At 60.1% G+C, this 19,959-nt stretch carries 20 protein-coding genes; 12 read left to right on the plus strand and 8 right to left on the minus strand.

The annotated features are described in order from the left end of the window. Positions 1-28: 28 nt before the first annotated feature. Positions 29-256: a hypothetical protein gene (locus PCK14_RS01595; RefSeq protein ID WP_269936710.1), complete on the minus strand. Its 228-nt coding sequence runs from the start codon at positions 254-256 to the stop codon at positions 29-31. Between the two features lie 153 nt (positions 257-409). On the opposite strand from PCK14_RS01595, the gene PCK14_RS01600 reads away from it, so the two are divergent. The 6 genes from PCK14_RS01600 to PCK14_RS01625 all read left to right on the plus strand — a co-directional run bounded on the left by PCK14_RS01600 (position 410) and on the right by PCK14_RS01625 (position 5,110). After that, the gene (locus tag PCK14_RS01600) at positions 410-589 is read left to right on the plus strand and encodes a hypothetical protein (protein WP_269936711.1); all 180 of its coding nucleotides are present in this window, start codon (positions 410-412) and stop codon (positions 587-589) included. Positions 590-950: 361 nt separating this feature from the next. Next, on the plus strand, positions 951-1,490 hold the full coding sequence (locus PCK14_RS01605; protein WP_269936712.1) for a cyclophilin-like fold protein: 540 nt from the start codon (positions 951-953) through the stop codon (positions 1,488-1,490). Positions 1,491-1,508: 18 nt separating this feature from the next. Then, positions 1,509-2,516, plus strand: coding sequence for an SDR family NAD(P)-dependent oxidoreductase (locus tag PCK14_RS01610; RefSeq protein WP_269936713.1), 1,008 nt, complete (start codon positions 1,509-1,511; stop codon positions 2,514-2,516). Between the two features lie 203 nt (positions 2,517-2,719). Then, positions 2,720-3,406: a hypothetical protein gene (locus PCK14_RS01615; protein WP_269936714.1), complete on the plus strand. Its 687-nt coding sequence runs from the start codon at positions 2,720-2,722 to the stop codon at positions 3,404-3,406. Continuing rightward, positions 3,399-3,893: a hypothetical protein gene (locus PCK14_RS01620; RefSeq protein ID WP_269936715.1), complete on the plus strand. Its 495-nt coding sequence runs from the start codon at positions 3,399-3,401 to the stop codon at positions 3,891-3,893. The genes PCK14_RS01615 and PCK14_RS01620 overlap by 8 nt, the downstream gene beginning before the upstream one ends. Positions 3,894-4,033: 140 nt before the next feature. Beyond that, on the plus strand, positions 4,034-5,110 hold the full coding sequence (locus PCK14_RS01625; RefSeq protein WP_269936716.1) for a helix-turn-helix domain-containing protein: 1,077 nt from the start codon (positions 4,034-4,036) through the stop codon (positions 5,108-5,110). A gap of 472 nt (positions 5,111-5,582) precedes the next feature. On the opposite strand, the gene PCK14_RS01630 is transcribed toward PCK14_RS01625, so the two are convergent. From PCK14_RS01630 to PCK14_RS01660, 7 genes are all read right to left on the minus strand, one after another. After that, positions 5,583-5,837: a hypothetical protein gene (locus PCK14_RS01630; protein ID WP_269936717.1), complete on the minus strand. Its 255-nt coding sequence runs from the start codon at positions 5,835-5,837 to the stop codon at positions 5,583-5,585. A gap of 131 nt (positions 5,838-5,968) precedes the next feature. Continuing rightward, positions 5,969-7,129 carry an acyl-CoA dehydrogenase family protein gene (locus PCK14_RS01635; protein WP_269936718.1) on the minus strand — a complete coding sequence of 387 codons (1,161 nt, stop codon included), beginning with the start codon at positions 7,127-7,129 and terminating at the stop codon, positions 5,969-5,971. A gap of 138 nt (positions 7,130-7,267) precedes the next feature. Next, positions 7,268-8,281, minus strand: coding sequence for a DUF2804 domain-containing protein (locus tag PCK14_RS01640; RefSeq protein WP_269936719.1), 1,014 nt, complete (start codon positions 8,279-8,281; stop codon positions 7,268-7,270). Positions 8,282-8,322: 41 nt separating this feature from the next. Next, on the minus strand, positions 8,323-9,129 hold the full coding sequence (locus tag PCK14_RS01645) for a carbohydrate ABC transporter permease (protein ID WP_269936720.1): 807 nt from the start codon (positions 9,127-9,129) through the stop codon (positions 8,323-8,325). Positions 9,130-9,176: 47 nt separating this feature from the next. After that, positions 9,177-10,052, minus strand: coding sequence for a carbohydrate ABC transporter permease (locus tag PCK14_RS01650; RefSeq protein ID WP_269936721.1), 876 nt, complete (start codon positions 10,050-10,052; stop codon positions 9,177-9,179). A gap of 104 nt (positions 10,053-10,156) precedes the next feature. After that, positions 10,157-11,518 carry an ABC transporter substrate-binding protein gene (locus PCK14_RS01655; protein ID WP_269936722.1) on the minus strand — a complete coding sequence of 454 codons (1,362 nt, stop codon included), beginning with the start codon at positions 11,516-11,518 and terminating at the stop codon, positions 10,157-10,159. Positions 11,519-11,666: 148 nt separating this feature from the next. Then, the gene (locus PCK14_RS01660; RefSeq protein WP_269936723.1) at positions 11,667-12,584 is read right to left on the minus strand and encodes a LysR family transcriptional regulator; all 918 of its coding nucleotides are present in this window, start codon (positions 12,582-12,584) and stop codon (positions 11,667-11,669) included. Between the two features lie 230 nt (positions 12,585-12,814). Between PCK14_RS01660 and PCK14_RS01665 the strand changes: the two genes are divergently transcribed. The 6 genes from PCK14_RS01665 to PCK14_RS01690 all read left to right on the plus strand — a co-directional run bounded on the left by PCK14_RS01665 (position 12,815) and on the right by PCK14_RS01690 (position 19,865). After that, positions 12,815-14,191, plus strand: a complete 1,377-nt coding sequence (locus PCK14_RS01665) for an NAD-dependent succinate-semialdehyde dehydrogenase (protein WP_269936724.1) — start codon at positions 12,815-12,817, stop codon at positions 14,189-14,191. 92 nt (positions 14,192-14,283) lie between these two features. Next, positions 14,284-15,657, plus strand: coding sequence for a CaiB/BaiF CoA transferase family protein (locus tag PCK14_RS01670; RefSeq protein WP_333474336.1), 1,374 nt, complete (start codon positions 14,284-14,286; stop codon positions 15,655-15,657). A gap of 16 nt (positions 15,658-15,673) precedes the next feature. Then, positions 15,674-16,876, plus strand: coding sequence for an acyl-CoA dehydrogenase family protein (locus PCK14_RS01675; protein ID WP_269936725.1), 1,203 nt, complete (start codon positions 15,674-15,676; stop codon positions 16,874-16,876). A gap of 63 nt (positions 16,877-16,939) precedes the next feature. Next, on the plus strand, positions 16,940-18,166 hold the full coding sequence (locus PCK14_RS01680) for a thiolase family protein (protein WP_269936726.1): 1,227 nt from the start codon (positions 16,940-16,942) through the stop codon (positions 18,164-18,166). Continuing rightward, entirely contained in the window at positions 18,163-18,981 is an 819-nt protein-coding gene (locus PCK14_RS01685) for an enoyl-CoA hydratase/isomerase family protein (protein ID WP_269936727.1), read from the plus strand. The genes PCK14_RS01680 and PCK14_RS01685 overlap by 4 nt, the downstream gene beginning before the upstream one ends. 50 nt (positions 18,982-19,031) lie before the next feature. Beyond that, positions 19,032-19,865 (plus strand): 3-hydroxyacyl-CoA dehydrogenase family protein, encoded by an 834-nt coding sequence (locus tag PCK14_RS01690; RefSeq protein WP_269936728.1) that lies wholly within the window; start codon positions 19,032-19,034, stop codon positions 19,863-19,865. The last annotated feature ends 94 nt before the right edge of the window (positions 19,866-19,959 follow it).

Below are 19,959 nucleotides of genomic sequence, written 5' to 3' on the forward strand. Positions count from 1 at the left end.
ACCCAGGCCAGGCAACGCCGCCAGGGTGTCAGGCGGCGTTGAATTTCGCGGCAATCGGTCCGAACTTCTCCCAGTATTGGAAGATGCCGCCGTGGCCGGAGTTGGGGAAGGTGATCACCGCGCTGCCCTTGATGCGCTGGTGCACGTCCCACGGGGCGGAGTGTCCAAAACGCTGGATCGCCTTGAGCTGGCGGCTGAATGCCTTGTTGCTGAAGGGCATGTCACGGTCGGAGGTGCGCTCCTTGAGGCGTTCCACAAATGCGCCTTCCCGGATGGCTTGCCCGCGCTGCCGCGGTTGAAGAAGCGGAATTCCTTCGGGTCGGAACGGGTAATGACGGAGCGGAAGGTGTCGTAGTAGGTCACTCCCACCGCCTTGTTCATATCCTTCCCTCCACGGAGTCCAGTCCCGGTGAGTACCAGCTTGCGGACCATCTCCGGGTGTTTAACCACGAGGTCATGGGCGATCCTGCCGGCCATGGAACAGGAGAAAATGTCGATCGTCGCGAATCCCAGCGCGGCGAACTACTTCATCGTCGTCGACGACGCCCTCGACGCAGCAACAACACTCGAACCCGAAGCAGGCCAATAGCAAAGTCGCCTCCGTTGACAACTAATCAGACGCCAACATGCCCACCTTCATCAAAAAAGGCGGCGGCATCAATTCCGGGACGGTTCAGTCATGTACCGGGCAATCGGCGTTTCCTGTGGCGAGGGAGCGGGAGGGGCGCATGCTTTCAAACTGGCAAATAGCAGTAAAGTGCGCGGCCAAGGCTCGGAGTGGAGCTGTCGGCTGCGATTGTCGAGGGCTACCGGATCCTACAGAGGATCGCGGGCGATTACGGCAATGAGTGAGTCCCTCACAGTACCCCTAAAAATGGGGACTCCCTCATCGCCACAGCGTGGCGTCTACTTGATTTGTAGACGAGACAATGCCACGGAGGAAACTCATCTTGACAGCACGCCGACAAACGCACGCCGCACGGGCAATCACTGGACTGGCATCAAAGGCTGGGGCGGGACCAGCTGCTCGCAGCGGCACACCGGCGGACGGCAATCCTCCGTTCGAGACCACAACGGAAGATTCGGGTTCGACCGACAAAACCAAATCGACCGCACCAAAGCAAAGCATTGCCGGAATGATTGTCAGCTTTACCGCTGGCAATGTTGTTGTCGAGGCGGTCATCGTGGAAGACAACCCCACGACACGCTCGTTCCTGTCAATGCTTCCGATGACCCTCACGTTCTCGGACTTCGGCGGAAAGGAAAAGGTCGCATCCCCGCCAGGCGATTTAGACTACACCGGCGCCGAAGGGCTTCGACCTGAAGTAGGCGACCTGTTCTCCTACATGCCTTGGGGAAACATCGGCTTCTTCTACAACGCCGAGGGCCACACCTTCTCGAGCTCGTTGACGAAGATCGGCGAAACCGCTGACATCGATCAGATCGGACTGCTAGACGGCAAAGCAGTCACCATCGCCGCCCGCGACTAACTCCAGGAACCACATCTGATGCCAACTGTGAAAGTCACCCGACGCACCTTCTTCTTGTCCGCCACCGTCCTCGGAACAGGACTCCTGGCTGCCTGCACCAGCAGCCCCGACCCGATCGGGAACACGTCCACACCGACGACTCCCTCAGCCACCGAGACGAACGGGAGCGGCCTGTTGCCTCAGGGCGATCTCTACGGTGTGGGAATCTACAACACACAGCAGGTCGCGGACGAATTGCGTTACATCGAACAGAACATCCAGCCACTCACAGGCAGCGACACGAAGCGGGTACTGATCACCGGGTCAACCGGCGGTATCGGGCAGCTCGCTGCCGCGTACTTCCTGCGCCGGGGACACCGCGTCGTCGTGCACGCCCGCAACGAACAGCGCGCCGCCGACGTACGCCGTGATCTGCCGGGACTGGAAGACGTCGTCATCGGCGACCTCCTCGACCTGAACCAAACCCGGGCGCTGGCCGAGCACATAAACGGGCTCGGCGGGTTCGACGTCATCATCTACAACGCTGGCGAGTACGGGCTCACCGGCCCAGAGATCCTGAACGCGAACTCGCTGTCACCGTATCTGTTGACCGCTCTGGTCTCCACCCCGCGCGAGCAGCTGATGTACCTCTCATCCGATCTGCATCTGGGCGGAAGCTTGATGCTTGACGAGGTTCGGTCGGGCGATGGCATCACCTACGGCGACAGCAAGCTGCACCTGGCCATGATCGCGGCCGCAGCAGCCCGCCGCTGGCCCGACATACAGGTCAATGCGATTGCGCCTGGCTGGATCCCAACACTCATGGGCTTCCACAACGGCAACGCAACCACGCCCGACAGCCTGCGCGACGGCTACATGACCCAGGTCTGGCTCGCCGAAAGCGCCGAACCAGGCAGCGACATCACCGGAGAGTTCCTCTTCCACCGGCAGGTCGAGACGCGCGTGAACGACTTCGTGCACGACACCGACGCGCAGGAGCAGCTGGTCGCCGCTTACGCCGAACGCACCGGCGTTGCATTCAGCTGACACACTTCCACCATCCCCACGCCTGGCGTGGAAAGGACTGAAACCCCATGAAACTACACCGGACCAGCTCCTCCCCTGGCCAGCTCCCACCGACAGCCACAGATGAACCCCGGACGATGAGCGCCACGCCGGACTCTCGGCGGAGCCCTGTACGCCGATTCCTGGCCGCCGCTCTCGTTTCTGCGTCTGCGGCGGCGCTGGCCATGGTTTCTGCTTCGCCAGCTGCCGCGCACCACGGCTGGGACGGCTTCGAGACCGACAACCTCGTCTACATCGCCGGCACGGTCAACTCGGACGGCAGCTGGGGTGAGCCACATTCGTACTTCGACGTGGATCTCGACAGCGAGCTGCCCACCCACACGCCCGAGTTGGAGATTCCCGAAGAACTGCAGGACCCCGAGGACAGCGTCCGAGTCAACGCCGCACTCGCATACCCCGGCCCCAACAACGAGCTGGAGGTCATCATCGCTCCTCCCGCATGGTCAGGCCGGTGGGGACTTGACCGGGCACTCAACATTGGCGAGAGCTTCCAGGCCGTCGGCTACATCAACCGAGAAGATGCCGGATTGTTCCGCCCCGTCGTGTTCTGGTACGGGGACGACAACGTGGCGGTGAACCAGGTACTCGGCAACACCCTGCCGGTACGCGCTCCACTTCCGGGTTCGGACCCCTCAGACGAGGATGAAAGCGCCTCGGTGTCCCCCGCCCCAGACCCCTTGGAGACCAAGACCCCGGCCACGGACGCAACCACCGCCCCCGCCACCGCGGCGGAGGACGGAGGGACCTGGCTCGTCTGGACGGTATTCGGAATAGTGATAGTTGCAGCCGTCGGCGGCGGAGTCTTCTATGTCCGCCATCGCGCCAGGCAGGGTGGAGTGGAGGATGCCTGACTGGCTCGATACGCAGCTGCGCTGGCTGCAGGCAACGCCTCTCGGCGACGCGGTGCGTAGCGCCCCATTCATGTATCCCACATTGGAGGCACTCCACATTCTCGGGATCGCTCTCCTCGTCGGCCCAGCGTTCGCGTTCGACCTCCGGCTGCTGGGTGGCGGTCGACGCCTCATGTCGGTGACCACGGCCGCCCGCCACCTGCTGCCTCTCTCCCACGTCGGCCTGGTTGTCGCCCTTGCCACCGGGGTCGCGCTGATGAGTGCGCAGCCGATCGTGGTCGCAGGTTCCTCAGCCGCTCCATGGAAGCTCGGGCTACTACTCCTGGCGGGATTAAACATCCTGGTGTTCCACCGTGGCGTGTACCGCCGCGTCGGTCAGTGGGCAAAGGCCTCCGCGACTCCGATTGCCGCCCGCGTGGCGGCGGGTGTGTCGCTGACGGCGTGGACGGGCGTTATCTTCGCCGGGCGGTTCCTCGCCTACATCTGAACCGTGCAGTCACGCGGAGCGGAGCTGACCGGTAACAGCAAACGCCGCACAACGAATTCGTAGGTTGAAACCTGCTGGCGACGCCATCCACAGTTTTGATGCGTCAAGAACCACGAGTCATCGTTGGCGCAGCAGGAGCAATGAACCGTCTCCTGAAACTTTCAGCCGATTTGTGGGCGACGTTGTCAGGAACGGGCGGCAATCAGACTCAAAGGATGTTTGAACCTAGTCCTCGGGACGTCGTGGCCGACAGCGAAATGGCCGGCACACGCAAGTTACACACCATGCCTTCATGCAACCGGCTGAACCTCGGATCGCACTCACTTGCGCCACCGCGTTCTACAGAAGCTCACGTCGCTAAGGCTCCGGCGCCCCATGAACTGTGTGAAGGAGAAAATAGCTCCGAGCAGTCAACAAGGAGGCGCCACCGAACCAACAGCCAAATCAGCGTCAACGAACTAGGACGCGGCATGGATAGACCTAACAGGCATTGGCCGGGTCTCGACCAGCTCGACCAACGTGGCCGCAAAAGAAGAATGACCCCCTGTTTCCAGGAGGTCAATCTTCGAAAAAAGTGCCCGAGGTTGAACTCGAACCAGAATTTCCCCCTTGCACACAAAGGCAAGCTGCGCACCACAGCGGAAGTAGGGCTCTGTACGAAGCATTGCGGACCGGTCCGGAAGGAAAAGTATTGTCACCGTCAACAGGCAAAATTGACGCCAATATCCGCGGCCGGAGCATTGATCCGCGCCCAGCGAATGGAACAAGGATGGACGCAACTGGCGTTGGCGGATGTGGCCGGCGTTTCACGGAAATTTCTCATTGACCTCGAATCGGGCTACGACAATGCCAAAATTTGCAAGACCATAGCAGTCCTAGCTGCCTTAGAACTCTTCCTCTCCACCACCACGCCTATCCCCCGCGGCAGCCAGCGCATCCCGGAAAGCAGGGCGGTAACCCTCCCGCGAAACCCTCGACTCACAGAGCCACAGTGGTCTGCCGCTTTGGCGGGAATCACCAACTACACCGCCAACCGCCTCGACCAACCCGCACCAGCCTTGACCACACACATCCAACCTCTCAAAGAGGCTTGGATGCCAGCCGAGTCCTACCGGACCGGCCGCGAACCAATGAAACAACTCACCCGGTCTGAAACACCTCACGAGCTCGCCGCCATGAATATCCTCATCCGCGAACGCAGCCTGACCACAGCCTGAGCGCCGGCGAACTCGCCGGCGCTCAAATACTGGCTTTTTTCCATGAACTCGCCAACGGGCTCGCGGCCCGTGACATTCATGGGGCATTGAAGATTTACCGTCCACACTCGAACGATGACCACGAGTCGGTGGCCAATGCATTCCCTTCAATGGACGACCCAATCTCAATGGTCATACTTCACCGGCCCCTTGGACAACAGCATCCACCAATGTCGATGCTGCTATGCCCCCAATAAACTGGGAACTAGGCTAGGGCAGCTTGCCCTGCGATTCCGAGTGCACCAGCTTCGACGCAAGCCAACCTGCCATGTCCCGTTTTTCACCAGTTCAGCGCACGAGTCTCGAGAAGGGCGACGCCAGACCACACCATTCGTTGCGAGAAAAACTGATCTCCAGCAGGGTGCTTGTCTGGTGCAGGACTCACTAGCTTGCCCAGGGAATCAGTGATCGAACGTCAACCTCAAGAATCCGTCTATGCGTACTGGGTGCTGGATACGTAACCGCCAGCGGGACCGTCGGGCTTGGCATCGCTGGTCACATAGCTGCCGGGGCGGTCGGGGCGGGGCGCGGCGGTGGTCACGTATTCGCCTGCCGTACGGGGGCGGGGCGCGGTGGTGGTGATGTACGAGCCCCCGAAGACCTTGTGCCCTTCCGCCGAGCCTTGGCCGTTCATTTCGTTGCCAATGAAGGTGGCGACGTGTTCCATTTGGTTCAAATAGCTGTTCATTATTGCTCCTGTTTTGGGTTTGGGCGCGTGACATCGCGCCACTTGGGTGTCTGGTGCAGCGGCGTGCGGGGCTGAGAAGTGGTTGTTGGTTTAGTGCGAAGCACGCCCGTGACGGCGTCTTATTTTTGCTTCTACCGGAAGGCCGGGATGCCTGTGAGCTTTCGACCGAGAATGAGGGTGTGCACCTCATCGGTGCCCTCATAAGTGCGCACTGATTCGAGGTTGTTCGCATGGCGCATGGGTGAGTAGTCCAATGTGATGCCGTTGCCGCCAAGCATGGCGCGGGCTTCCCTGCAAATTTCGATCGCCTCACGGCAATTGTTCAATTTGCCCACTGATATCTGGTCCGGCTGCAGTGTTCCGGCGTCCTTCTTGCGCCCCAGGTGCAGTGCGAGCAAGAATCCCTTGTTGATTTCCAGGGCCATGTTCACCAGCTTCTGCTGGCTGAGCTGGTAGCCAGCCAAAGGCTTTCCGAACTGCATTCGTCCGGCAGAATAGTCGAGGGCGGCCTCAAATGAGTCCCGTGCCGCTCCCATGGCCCCCCACATGATCCCGTACCTGGCTTCGTTCAGGCATGAAAAGGGCCCACCAAGTCCCAGTGTTTCGGGCAGCATTGCTGAATGGGGCAACCGGACGTTGGTGAGTTCCACATCGCACTGGATGGATGCGCGCATAGAGAGTTTCGGGGAAATGGGCGTTGCGGTAAATCCCGGCGTCGACGTGGGCACCACAAAACCACGCACTCCCTTGTCACTCTGGGCCCAAATGATGGCAACCTGAGCCACGGAGGCCAGCCCTATCCATCGTTTCGTGCCGTTGAGCACCCAGTCACTGCCGTCCCGATGGGCAAAAGTGGCCATGTTTCCCGGGTCCGAACCGGCGCTCGGTTCGGTCAATCCAAAACACCCGATGGCCTCCCCCTTGGCCATGGCCGGCAGCCACTCCTGCTTCTGCTCCTCCGAACCGTGCTTGTGGATGGCACTCATGGCAAGCGACCCTTGCACCGAGACGAACGTCCGCAGGCCGGAGTCCCCCGCTTCCAGCTCCGCACCCGCCAGGCCATACTCCACTGCGGTTCGGCCGGCACAACCATAACCGTCGATATGCATTCCCAGCAGGCCCAGCTTGGCCAGTTCGGGGACTATCTCCAGCGGGAAAACGGCCTTTTCAAACCAATCGGCGATGTTGGGCTTGATCTCAGTGTCAACGAACGACCGCACGGAATCACGCAGTGTGCGCTCTTCCAGGGTGAGAAGTGAATCGAAATCAATAAGGTCACTGGGATTGGTCAATTTGGGTCCTTTCGAGGTGATGGTTGGGTTGCCAGGGGAATTGGGACGGACGACGCCGGGACCTCCCGCCGTCGTGAGCTTGCGTTGGGCGAAACTCCCCTGCTGCGCGACGGCCGGCTTAGGAGAATTCCAGCCGCGCTACCACTTCCGTTTTACTTCTTCTGCCCAGCCAAAGATGGACTTCACGGGGATCTTCTCCCCTGATTCCGAGGTAATTTCGCCATCAAAGTACCCAAAGCATTGGTGCTCTTCGCTCAGGACAATGACTTTGTTGAAATTCGAATACCGGTCGTAAATGGGCGTGAATGTCAGATCCACCCGGGTGCCGGTGATGCGCCACGGCTTCATCCAGTCGCTGACGTCATATGTCCAGGAAAGCTCTTCACTGATCTTTTGAATTTCGCCATCAATGCGGAGCGAGTTTTCCGTGGACGGGGTCCCTTCCGTCCACTTCCCGCCAAACTGCAAGCCGATCTCGCGTCCGTTGGTCCGCCCGCTGCCCGAGGCCCAATTCCAGACGATCGAGTACGGCCACCGGCCCCTCCCATGATCCAAGGTGGCAAAGGATTCACCGGCTTCAACCGGATACTCAACACCATCGGCAATGGTCATGCCGGACACGGGCAGGCAGTTGTCCTTGCGTGTGTACTGGAAAACCTTGTCGCTCCAAGGGACCAAAACCCCCATGGACTGGTGATTCGGCGGAACCACCACATCCAGGTCCACCTTCAACCGCGCTGAATCCATGTGCAGCCTCACGCCCCCGTCGTAGGGGATCATGCTGATCTGGATTTCCTTGCCCTTGCCGATGATGGGTTCGTTTGCCAGGCCGGTAAGCGCCTTGGTGCCGTTCTTGAACCACTGAATTTCCGCCAAGGGAATTGCCTTGAGCGTCTTCTTGTCCAAGAAGAATCCGGCGTTGGTGACCTTGTAGTCGGTGTCGGAGACATTGAGGGCCACCACATGGCTGGGTGTTGAAATGCACCAGTATTCAAAACGCTTGTTGCGACCCCATCCGCGCAAATTTGCCCGATGTTGGGGCGTTCTGCTCCAACCAACTGCTTCCGGGTTCAAGCGCCCGTTGGGCAGGCACATCTGAACCTGGCTGGTAATTTCACGTTCCATGAATACGGGTCTTCCTGTTGCGGCCATGTGGCCGGAGAATCAAACGGTAAATCGTCCTCGGTGGGAGGTCATCCCTTGGTGGCGCCCTCGGCCAGGCCGTTGATGAGATGTTTTTGAACCATCAGGGCAAAAATAACCACGGGGATTACTGTGAGCGTGCCAACGGCCGTCAAGGCTCCCCACATGGCACCATTCTCCGTGTCGGCCGCCATGCCGGCGATTGCAACGGGAATGGTTGCTGCGTGCCTATTGGTCAGAATGAGGGCAAAGAGCAGTTCCTCCCAGGCGAGAATGATGCTGAAAATCAAGGTAGAGACAATGCCAGGCATTGAGATGGGCACAATGATCCTAAAGAATGTGCCCAGCCTGGAGGCGCCGTCCAACATGGCGGATTCCTCAAGTTCCTTGGGCAGGGCTGCAAAGAATGAACGCATCAGCCACATCACGTAGGGGATCAGGAAGGTGCAGTACGCCAGAATCAGCGTGATATGCATGTCGGTGATGCCCAAGGTGCGTGCCACGAGGAACATTGGCACAGCCAGTGCGATCGGCGGCACACCGCGGGAGGCAAGAATCAGGACGCCGATGGTTGCCCCGCCCTTGATGTTCAGGCGGGACAGGGCGTAGCCGGACATGGTTCCCAGCACCAGCGAGAGCACGCCTGCGCCGGCCGCAACTATGACCGTATTGACCATTCTCCGGCCGATGTCGGCCTGCTGCATGTAGCTGGTGTAGTTGTCCATGGTGAAGGTGGAGAAGATTCTCGGCGGCGTCGTGAAAATGTCGGTGGGCAACTTGAACGACGTCGAAATCATCCAGAGGACGGGCAGGAGGAAGCCAAGACAGATGGCTACACCGGCAACGATGCGAAACATGCGCCCTGGGTTTACTTTTCCTTTGCGAAGCTTCAGTGTCGTGGTGCTCAAAACCGGTCCTCAAGTTTCTTGGTTGTGCGGAGGAAGATCATCGTCATGATCATGGTGAGAACAAGAACGATGACCGCCATTGCTGATGATTCGGCGAATTTGAGCGAACGGAATGCTTCCTCGTAGATGTAGAGGTTGACGACGTTTGTCGATTGGCCCGGCCCGCCCCTGGTCGCGGCCAGGGCAATGTCAAACATTTTCACGGCGCCGAGCCAGCGAACCACGAACACCGCGCCGATGGCGCTGGCCAGCATGGGAAGGCTGACGTGGATCAGTGTGTGCCACCAGCGTGCACCGTCCACGGCCGCGGCTTCGAAAACGTCGCGGGGCAGCGCCAGCATGGCGGCCGATGCAATCAGGACGATGAACGGGGTCCAGCGCCAGGTGTCGATCAAGACAATGCTGATCATGGCAAGGTTCGGGTCACCCAGCCAGTTCAGGGGGCCGATGCCTGCAAATCCCAACACGTAGTTGACGATTCCCCAGAGCGGGTCGAGGAGCATTTTCCACACGCCGCCCGCGACAACGGGAGCCACCACCATGGGGATCAGGAACAGTGCGCGGACCAGTCCGCGCCACTTCCACTCCACGTTCAGCAGGTAGGCGATGCCAAAGCCAAGCACCATCTGCAGGGGAAGGGCAAGCACCAGGTAGATGCCGGTGACCTTCAGGGAGTTGAGGAATCCCGGATCCGTGATGGCCTCTATGTAGTTGTCCCACCCGACCCACCCCTTGGGCGCAAAAGTAGCCAGATTCAGATCGGAGAAGCTGATTTGAATCGTGTAGAAGATGGGGTAGGCCAGGAGGGCCAAAAGGAGAAGGGTGGTGGGCCCGAGAAAGGTCCACTTACTGAGCAGATCATTGACTTTCAATCTGGCACGCGAAGGCTGGGAATAACCGGCTTTCACAGCTCGCCGTGATGGTGGCGGGGTTTCGCTGGCTTCCTGCGTTTTGGGGAGGAGACTTGGGGAGCGCATTACTTGGACAGTGCTTTCTCAATTTCGGCCGCAGCGTCGTTGAGGGCCTTGGCCGTTTGGTTCGGATCCGCCATGGCAACCGCAGTCTGGTCGGCCAGGATTCGCTGCACCTCGTCGGAGTTGGTCAACCGTGGGCGCCACATCTTGCCGGTTTCAGCGTCGGCATAGGCAATCTTCAGTGCATCGAATACTGGGCTAAGCCAGGCCTGCTCCGGGGTCGAGTCAAGTGTTGAGGTTCGTGCCGGGAACACACCCAAGGTGTTTGACTGCCACACTTCGCCTTCCTTGGAACTCAGCCATTCAACGAGCTTCCACGCAGCCTCCGTATTCTGTCCGCGGCTGGCGATGGCACCACTCCAGATGCCTCGGTGTGTTCCAGAGCTCTTGGATCCGGCCGGCATGACCTGAATGCCAACCTGGTCAGCCTTCAATGTGGTGGTCTTGGGATCGATGGCGGTTCCCCTGTAAACGCTGCCCCAGTTGAACATGGTGGCCGTTTTCCCTTGCCGAAACGCTTCCAGCGGCTCGGTGAACTGCCAGGTTGAGGCACCGGGAGGTGCGTACTTGAGCAGATCCACGTGCGTCTGAACGGCTGACACACCGGTCTCGTTGTTGAATGCGGGCTTGTTGTCCCCGTCAAGGAGCTCCCCGCCGTTGGCATTGAAGATGGTCTGCCACACAGTCGGCGTCAACGGATCACGGGTGAAGTAGGTGCCCACCGCCCAGGTGTCATCCTTGCCGTCGCCGTTGGTGTCCCGCACCAGCTTGGGCGCCTGAGCCATGTAGTCGTCCCAAGTGAGCTTGGGTGTGGGTTCGGGAACGCCGGCCTCCTTGTAGAGGGACTTGTTGTAGAACATCATCAGCATGTTGGAGCGCAACGGGACGCCGTACTGGACGCCCTCCCACTCCCCTGCGGCCAGCGGAGCGGCGTTGAAGTCGTTCCAGTCGTAGCTGGCGTCAGTCCAATCGGCCGCGTCCTTCTTCAGGTCAAGCAGGGCGCCGGTTGAAGCCATCTGCGGGATCCACGGATCATCAGCCATGACAATGTCGTAGGTAGGGTCTGCAGCCGTCAGTTCAAGCATCGTCTTGGCCAGCTGGTCTCCGTACGGAACACCATCGATGGTCACCTTGATGTTGGGGAACTTCTTGTTGAATTCCGGAACCATTTGTTCCTGCCACTGCTTGGCGTATCCATCGTTGGCGAGAATCCTCAGCTCGACCGGCTTTTCGGCAGTACCAACGCCGCCCGATTCCTTGGCGGGACCGCCGCATGCCGCCGTGGCCAACATTGCGGCAGCTAGGACACCAGCGCCAAGAAAGGCGCGCCGGGACGGCTGGAAGAATGAACCTGACTTATTCATCGTCGAATCCTCGTTCTGTATATTTCGCGGACAACCCCCGTCACATCAACGTGATGGGGGCCACTGGACCTGCTGAAAGTCCACGATCCCAGATGAGGACTAGTCAAGTCCAATACTTAGTTCTTATTTCAGTTATGCGGATTCTGTCTTAGTTGATGATGTAGTCAGGCACCGCCAGTGGCTGCGGCATTGCATGGCGGACAATGTTCAAAACAGCCTGCAGGTCACGGGCATTGTCATCTCGCCGCCACACCAACGCAGCGGCCAGATGGGGCACCCTGCCCCTGATCTCCTTGTAGACGAGGCCCGGAAAATTCACGTGCTGCACCGATGATGCGGTGATTGTTACGCCCACGCCCGCGGCGACCAAGCCAAGGATCGTGTAGGAATCCGGCGCTTCCTGCAGGATCCGTGGAACGAACCCCGCTTGAAGAGCCAAATGAACTGTGGCATCCCTGATGGTGGACCCCAAAGTGCCCGGAAAAGACACGAAACGATCTTCGGCCAGGTCACGCAGGTCGATCGATGCTTCATTGGCCAGTCGATGGTCCGAGGGCAGCGCAACCACCAGGCGCTCGTACTCGTAAATGTGGGTTGACACGCCGTCATTGGTGATGGGATACCTGGCAAATCCAATGTCGAGCTCACCACTGAGCACCTTGCGCACGGCAGCTCCACCGTAAATTTGCCCCAATAGCACTAGCTCAATTCCGGGCTGCTCCACACGGACCGCGCGGGCCAGGGTCGGCAGCGCTTCCCTGCTGCTTGCGCCTGCATAGCCAACTTTGATGCGTCCAACAATGCCGGCCCGGCCTATGGTTGCGGCCCGCATGGCGAGCTCTGCGTCGATAAGAACTGTTCGTGCCGGATCCAGGAACGCCTCACCCGCTTCGGTGAGGGTCACGGATCGTGTATTGCGTTCAAACAACTTGACGTGAAGTTCTTTTTCCAGAGCCTTGATTTGCTGGCTGAGCTGGGGCTGGGCCATTTGAAGCCGCTCTGCGGCCCTGCCGAAATGCAGTTCCTCAGCGACCATCACAAACCCCTTGAGACTGCGAAGTTCCATGCGCCACCTTCTGTAATAATTCGCCACAGTTGCTCGTGCGTTCATTTGCGATAGCAACATGCTTGTCCCGATATGCTAGCCAAACTAGACGCCTTCGGGGCCGGCGCCGCACTCATTAGTACATAATCATCATAAATTCCGCCCCCAATTAGTATTGGACTGCATGACAGTTCTGCTGGCATCGTGAGTCCTGAGACCTAAGAATCTGCCCGCAGAAGGAACCTTGAACTATGAGTAAGTATGCATCCATCAACCCGGCGACCGGCGAGCTCGTGGCCGAATTTCCCACTCTCACCGATGCGGCGGTGGAGAGCATCACAGAACGCTCCTTCACGCAGTATCAGCAGTGGCGGGCTCGCCCGCTCCCTGAGCGCGCAGCGGTCCTCGGCCGTGTGGCAGCACTTCACCGTGAGCGCTCTGCGGAACTGGCCGCCCTCCTGACTCTTGAGATAGGAAAGCCGACGACGGAGGCCCAAGGCGAGGTTGCCCTCGTCGCTTCCATCTATGACTACTATGCCGACAATGCCGAACGGTTCCTCCAAGAGGAACCCCTGGACATCAAGGGGCCGGGCACAGCAGTGGTCCGCACTGAGGCAATCGGCCCTCTTGTTGGCATCATGCCCTGGAACTTTCCGTACTATCAGGTGGCCCGCTTTGCCGCACCGAACATCGCGCTGGGCAATACCGTCATTTTGAAGCACTCCAGCAATTGCCCACAGTCCGCATTGGCCATTGAAGCCATTTTCCGGGAGGCTGGGCTCCCGGCGGATGCCTACATCAATGCTTTCGCCACATCCGGCCAGATTGCCACCATGATCGCTGATCCACGCATTCAGGGCGTCTCGCTGACGGGCTCGGAGAGGGCCGGATCTGCCGTTGCCGAAGTGGCAGGACGCCACCTGAAAAAGGTCTTGCTCGAACTTGGTGGTTCCGATCCGTTCATTGTGCTGCCGGATGCTGATCTGGACATTGCCGTGGCGGGTGCCGTCTCTGGCCGAATGTACAACGGAGGCCAGGCTTGCACAGCTTCCAAACGCTTCATCATTGTTGGCGATATTTATGACGAGTTCCTGAGTCGCTACGCGCAGGCGATGTCCAGCATCACCCCCGGAGATCCCACAAACGCAGCGACGGCCTACGGACCGCTGTCTTCCAAGTCGGCTGCCGATGAAATTGCAGAAATCGTCGACGACGCAACGTCAAAGGGCGCCATCGCGGTCGTTGGCGGACAAGGACCCGCAGGATCTGGGGCCTACTATCCCGCGACAGTACTGACCGGTGTTACTCCTGGAATGCGAGCCTACTCGGAGGAGATCTTTGGCCCCGCGGCCGTGGTCTACCGTGTGGAGTCAACGGACGAGGCCATCGACCTGGCCAACGATTCCCCCTACGGCTTGTCCAGCTCCATTTTTACGAGGGATGTCGAGTCCGCCAAGCTGCTTGCCGAACGGCTCGAAACCGGAATGGTCTGGATCAACAGCACCAGCCGCAGTGCCGCCGACTTACCCTTTGGCGGCGTCAAACGTTCTGGCTTTGGGCGGGAATTGGCACATTTGGGCATCAATGAATTCGCCAACAAGAAGCTCATACGGATTCCGGCGGCCTAGCAAACCTCCGCCTCCAGCCATCTTCGCTTCTTGCCGCCCCGAGCACGCTCCGGGCGGCAAAGCGGGTTAATGTCCTATTTGATTATTGCAGAATGCACATCAATAGGCATCCCAATAAGTATTGGACTGGAAGTAATCCAACTGCGAAAGTTAAGGCGTCAACCAAGATTCCGAGGAGTACCGTGACGCTTGATCCGCACCCCACCGACAAGGCACTGCCGGACGCAGGCTTCATGCCGTCCGCAGACCATCTCACCTCTGATCTGTTCGGCCGCACCGGCACAGGGCCCTTGTCCGGGCTGCTCGTGGCCGATTTTGGGCGCGTGCTGGCGGGCCCCTATTGCACCATGCTGCTGGCCGACATGGGTGCCACAGTGGTGAAGATCGAAAGTCCGAGCGGTGACGAGACCCGGGATTGGCGCCCGCCCGTGCGCAATGGCGAATCAACTTACTACCTCTCGATCAACCGCAACAAGGGATCGATCGCCCTGGATCTGAAGGATCCTGCCGATCGAAGCGTTGCACAGGAAATCGCACGGCGGGCGGATGTCATGGTCGAAAACTTCAAGCCCGACGGGCTGAATCCCTTTGGGCTGGACTACGATTCCGTAGCCGCCACCAATCCCGCCGTAATTTACGCATCCATCACGGGTTTCGGGACGGCAGGTGGCGCTTCACTGCCCGGTTACGATCTCCTCGTCCAGGCCTTGTCCGGGCTAATGAGTGTCACGGGTTCACCTGAAACCCCCGCCTACCGTTCCGGTGTGGCCGTCTTTGACGTGATGACTGGGCTGCATACAGCCATCGGAATTTTGGCCGCACTCCAAGAACGCCAGCGCAGCGGGACAGGGCAGCGGATCGAGGTCAACTTGATGTCATCGGCACTGTCCGGAATGGTGAACCAGACGGCCGGCTACCTGTTGAGCGGCACGGTGCCCACCAGGCTCGGAAACGAACATCCCAGCATCTACCCCTACGAGCCCATGGCCACCGGTGACGGAGAGATTGTCATCGCCGTTGGAAACGACCCGCAGTTTCGCAGGTTGTGCCAAGCCATAGGAACTCCGGCCTTGGCCGAGGACGACCGATTTGCCGCGGCCCCCCAGCGCAGTTTGAACAGGCACCTGCTCAGGCCCCTGCTGCTCGAGGCCCTGAGGTGCCGCAGTTCGGCCGAATGGTTCGAAATGCTCACTGCCGCCCAAATCCCTTGCGCTCCCATTAACGATGTGCGCCAGGGCCTGGAATTTGCCGAGCACATTGGCTTGGATCCGGTGGTAACAGCCGGCCACGGCGCCAGCGCCTTGCCGGGGATTCGAAACCCCATAACGTTTTCGCAGACACCTGTCAGCTATGACATGGCTCCGCCTGACCACGACGGTCATCGCGAGCCAATTCTTGCCTGGCTCGGCAGGAACCCATCCCAAGCAGGAAACGCCACCCACCGCAAAAGCTCAATCACGCTCTAGAAGGGGCCGCAAAAACATGATCCCCAAGGCTGATCAACAAACTGCCACATCAGACTACTTCCACCTTGACGACGACCTCACCCCGGACGAAGTTTTGGTTCGGGACAAAGTCCGCAACTTCGCCGAACAGCAAGTCCTGCCCATCATCAACGACTATTGGGAGAAGGCCGAATTCCCCGCCGAACTTCTGGCGCCGCTGGCCGGGCTCGGGATCATCGGCACAACGATCCAAGGCCACGGTTGCCCGGGGATGAGCCGCAAAGCCGCGGGCATGGTTGCCCGCGAAATGGCCAGGGCAGATGGCAGCCTCAACACGTTTCTGGGCGTGCACTCCAATCTCTGCATGGGCGCCCTGAACATTCTGGGCAGTGAGCAGCAACGCCAACGCTGGCTCCCGGCATTGGCCCGGATTGAAAAAACAGGAGCGTTCGCCCTGACCGAACCGGATCATGGCTCGGACTCGGTGGCCTTGGAAACCGAGGCTCGCCTAGAGGGAGACCACTGGGTCCTGAGCGGCCACAAGCGGTGGATCGGCAATGGCCACGCCGCCGACATCATCGTGATGTTTGCCCGGAATGTGGAGGATGGCAATGTCAATGCCTTCGTCGTTGAGAAGGACATCCACGGCAGCTACCCTGCAGGCTACTCCCCCACCGTAATCACCGGCAAAGTGGGAAAGCGTGCCATCCTGCAGGCCGATATTGTCATTGACGAGCTGCGCATCCCGTTGGCGAACAGGCTGGATGGTTGCCACTCATTCCGCGACGTATCCAGGGTCCTGCAGGCAACCCGCGGAGGGGCTGCTTGGGAAGCCGTGGGGCATGGCATGGCTGCCTATGAAATTGCAGCCAACTACGCACTGACCAGGCACCAGTTCGGCAAACCCATTGGCTCGTTCCAGTTGGTGCAGTCGCGGCTGGCGAACATGCTCAGCGAGCTCACCTGCATGCAGTTGCTCTGCACCAGAATGGCCGAGTTGGCGGACCGCGGCCAACTGACGAATGCGCAGGCGTCCATGGTGAAGATGGCCACGGCGCAAAAGGGCAAATGGATCTGCAACGAAGCCCGTGACCTGTTGGGCGGCAACGGACTCCTTCTGGAGAATCATGTCATCCGCCACATGACTGACATGGAGGTCGTATCCACTTATGAAGGAACGGACTTCATGCAGGCTCTGTTGGTGGGCCGTGACATCACGGGGATCTCCGCCTTCGGCTGAGCGACATGCCCTTTGCACGGGCGACTATTTGAGCAGGACTATCAATGAAGACAAGGAGAAGTCATGACTGAGGCCTTCCTGGTTGGCGGAGCCCGAACCCCTGTGGGCCGCTATGGCGGTGCCCTCTCTGCGGTGCGCCCCGACGATCTTGCGGCAATAGCCGTTCGCGCCGCCGTCGAACGCGCCGGACTTGATCCTGCCGTGGTGGAGGAGGTGATCTTGGGCAATGCCAACGGTGCCGGCGAGGAGAACCGCAACGTGGCGCGCATGGCATGGCTGCTGAACGGCTACCCGGACAGCGTTCCCGGCATTACCGTCAACCGGCTGTGCGCCTCGGGCCTCTCGGCCATCATCATGGCAAGTCACATGATCAAGGCCGGCGCCGCTGACATTGTGGTGGCCGGCGGCGTGGAATCGATGAGCCGTGCGCCCTGGGTCATGGAGAAACCAGACAAGGCGTTTGCCAAGCCGGGCGCAGTCTTTGACACCTCAATTGGCTGGCGCTTCGCCAATCCTGCATTCGTCGACGGCGGGCACAGCCGCAGCGGCAAGGCCACGTTCTCCATGCCGGAAACTGCGGAGGAAGTGGCCCGAGTCTTCGACATTTCACGCGAGGACTGCGACGCATTCGCTGCACGGTCCCACCAGCACGCATTGGCAGCGATTGCTGCAGGCCATTTCGCCCAGGAGATCGTGCCCGTGAGCGTCCAGGGACGCAAGGGAATCACTCTTGTGGACACTGATGAGGGCCCCCGGCCCGGCACAACACCGGAGGTTCTTGCGGGGCTCCGGCCGGTGGTCAGGGGAGGATCCGTGGTAACGGCCGGAAACGCTTCAACACTCAATGACGGGGCATCGGCCATCGTCGTCGCCTCCGAATCTGCCGTGAAGAAATATGGGCTGACGCCGAGGGCAAGGATCCTAGAGGGTGGCTCCTCCGGTGTGGCGCCGGAGATCATGGGGATCGGTCCCGTGCCTGCCACTCGAAAGGTTCTGCATCGCGCCGGACTCTCCGTTGGTGACCTGGGCGCCGTCGAGCTCAATGAAGCGTTTGCCTCCCAGTCCCTGGCGGTCATGAGGGAGCTGCGCCTGGATCCGGAGATCGTAAATGCCGACGGCGGCGCCATCGCGCTCGGTCATCCGCTCGGCTCATCAGGGTCACGGTTGGTGGTGACCCTTTTGGGCCGCCTGGAGCGTGAGCTGGCCGGGGGCAGCAGCAAAATCGGGCTGGCATCCATGTGCGTGGGAGTCGGCCAGGGCACATCGCTGCTTGTGGAAGGTATGCAATGACCATTGACGATGCCGCGTCGGCAGCCGCAGGCAGCTTTCTCGACGTGCACGAATTCACCACGCTGCTGGTCTCCGAGGGCCAGGATCGCCTGCTTGTTCGACTGCACCGCCCGGAGGTGCGCAATGCCATCGATGCCGCCATGGTGCGCGATTTGCACACAGTATGCGCCCACTTGGAAGCAGAGCCGAAGATCCTGATCCTCACGGGCGCAGCAGCGGACCCTGAGGCGGGCACCCAGGCGTACTTTGCCTCCGGTGCCGACATCGCCCAATTGCGCGAACGCCGTCGAAAGGACGCGTTGGCAGGAATCAATTCCTCACTGTTCGAAAGAATTGCCAACCTCCCCATGCCCGTCATCGCAGCCCTGGACGGATTCGCGCTGGGCGGTGGTGCCGAGCTGGCCTATGCCGCCGATTTCCGCCTCGGCACCGCAAACCTACGCATGGGCAACCCCGAAACCGGGCTCGGCATTCTTGCCGCGGCAGGGGCCACATGGCGGCTGAAGGAACTTGTGGGAGAGCCGTTGGCCAAGGAAATTCTCCTGGCCGGACGGACCTTGACCGGCCCGGAATGCTTGGCAGCGCAGCTCATCACCGAGATGGTCGAGTCGGAGGAGCTCCTTGATGCGGCCCATGCACTGGCCGACAACATTGCCAGGCAAGACCCCCTCGCCGTACGCCTGACCAAGTCCGCCTTCAACGCACCGCGGGAGTCGCACCCGCTGGTCGACACACTCGCCCAGGGCATTCTCTTCGAATCCCCCGAAAAATTTGACCGCATGCAACGGTTCCTTGACAGAAAGAACAACAAGTGACGAACAGCTCCGAAGCAGCATCGCCAAGCCCTCCGGGGCACGTTCCAGCAATGGTCGGCGTACTGGGTGGTGGCCGCATGGGTGCCGGCATTGCCCATGCGTTTCTGGTCAAGGGATCAAGGGTAGTCGTCGTGGAGCGCAACGGCGACGCTGCCCGAAGCGCCCAGGAGCGCATCATCGCGTCGGTTGACTCGTCGTTTGGGCGCGGCCTTCTGGAAGGTGACCGGGAATTGATCCTTGCCCGGTTGCGTGTGAGCATCGACTACGCCGATTTTGCACAGTGCGATCTGGCCATTGAAGCTGTCCCCGAGGATCAGGCCCTCAAAGCAACAGCCCTCCAGGCCGTGGCCCAAGCCCTTCCTCCCCATGCCTATTTGGCGACCAACACGTCGTCGTTGTCTGTCAGCGGGCTTGCGGCTTCTGTCATCAATCCGAAACGGTTCGTTGGGCTGCACTTCTTCAACCCTGTCCCTGCCTCCACGCTCATCGAAGTGGTGGTTGGCGAGGAGACTGCCGAAGATGCGGTCGACGCCGCAAGGGCGTGGGTTTCGGGATTGGGCAAGACCGCCATCGTCGTGCGTGACGTACCCGGCTTTGCTTCCTCACGTCTTGGCGTGGCAATTGCCCTCGAGGCAATGAGAATGGTGGAAGAAGGCGTGGCCAGTCCAGAAGACATCGACAACGCCATGGTGCTGGGATACAAACATCCGGTTGGGCCGCTGCGAACAACAGACATCGTTGGGCTGGACGTGCGGTTGGGCATCGCCGAGTACCTCCACTCAACTTTGGGCAGCCGGTTTGAGCCGCCGCAGATACTCCGCGACAAGGTTGCAGCGAATCATTTGGGCCGCAAGACCGGGCGGGGCTTCTACGACTGGAATTGACCACGATTCCATTGCCACCCCGGATAGGGCATTATTACCGCATATCATGCTTGCCCAGCACTGGTGATACCGTTGGAGCAATAATTCCAGCGTG

Source organism: Arthrobacter sp. HY1533, from assembly GCF_027568515.1.
Classification (GTDB): Bacteria; Actinomycetota; Actinomycetes; order Actinomycetales; family Micrococcaceae; genus Specibacter.

Excerpts from the sequence above, each read along its gene's own strand:
- PCK14_RS01610 (WP_269936713.1), top strand. The coding sequence starts at position 1,509 with ATGCCAACTGTGAAAGTCACCCGACGCACCTTCTTCTTGTCCGCCACC.
- PCK14_RS01615 (WP_269936714.1), top strand. The coding sequence starts at position 2,720 with ATGGTTTCTGCTTCGCCAGCTGCCGCGCACCACGGCTGGGACGGCTTC.
- PCK14_RS01620 (WP_269936715.1), top strand. The coding sequence starts at position 3,399 with ATGCCTGACTGGCTCGATACGCAGCTGCGCTGGCTGCAGGCAACGCCT.
- PCK14_RS01625 (WP_269936716.1), top strand. The coding sequence starts at position 4,034 with ATGAACCGTCTCCTGAAACTTTCAGCCGATTTGTGGGCGACGTTGTCA.
- PCK14_RS01630 (WP_269936717.1), bottom strand. The coding sequence starts at position 5,837 with ATGAACAGCTATTTGAACCAAATGGAACACGTCGCCACCTTCATTGGC.
- PCK14_RS01640 (WP_269936719.1), bottom strand. The coding sequence starts at position 8,281 with ATGGCCGCAACAGGAAGACCCGTATTCATGGAACGTGAAATTACCAGC.
- PCK14_RS01645 (WP_269936720.1), bottom strand. The coding sequence starts at position 9,129 with ATGTTTCGCATCGTTGCCGGTGTAGCCATCTGTCTTGGCTTCCTCCTG.
- PCK14_RS01655 (WP_269936722.1), bottom strand. The coding sequence starts at position 11,518 with ATGAATAAGTCAGGTTCATTCTTCCAGCCGTCCCGGCGCGCCTTTCTT.
- PCK14_RS01660 (WP_269936723.1), bottom strand. The coding sequence starts at position 12,584 with ATGGAACTTCGCAGTCTCAAGGGGTTTGTGATGGTCGCTGAGGAACTG.
- PCK14_RS01665 (WP_269936724.1), top strand. The coding sequence starts at position 12,815 with ATGAGTAAGTATGCATCCATCAACCCGGCGACCGGCGAGCTCGTGGCC.
- PCK14_RS01670 (WP_333474336.1), top strand. The coding sequence starts at position 14,284 with ATGCACATCAATAGGCATCCCAATAAGTATTGGACTGGAAGTAATCCA.
- PCK14_RS01675 (WP_269936725.1), top strand. The coding sequence starts at position 15,674 with ATGATCCCCAAGGCTGATCAACAAACTGCCACATCAGACTACTTCCAC.
- PCK14_RS01680 (WP_269936726.1), top strand. The coding sequence starts at position 16,940 with ATGACTGAGGCCTTCCTGGTTGGCGGAGCCCGAACCCCTGTGGGCCGC.
- PCK14_RS01685 (WP_269936727.1), top strand. The coding sequence starts at position 18,163 with ATGACCATTGACGATGCCGCGTCGGCAGCCGCAGGCAGCTTTCTCGAC.
- PCK14_RS01690 (WP_269936728.1), top strand. The coding sequence starts at position 19,032 with ATGGTCGGCGTACTGGGTGGTGGCCGCATGGGTGCCGGCATTGCCCAT.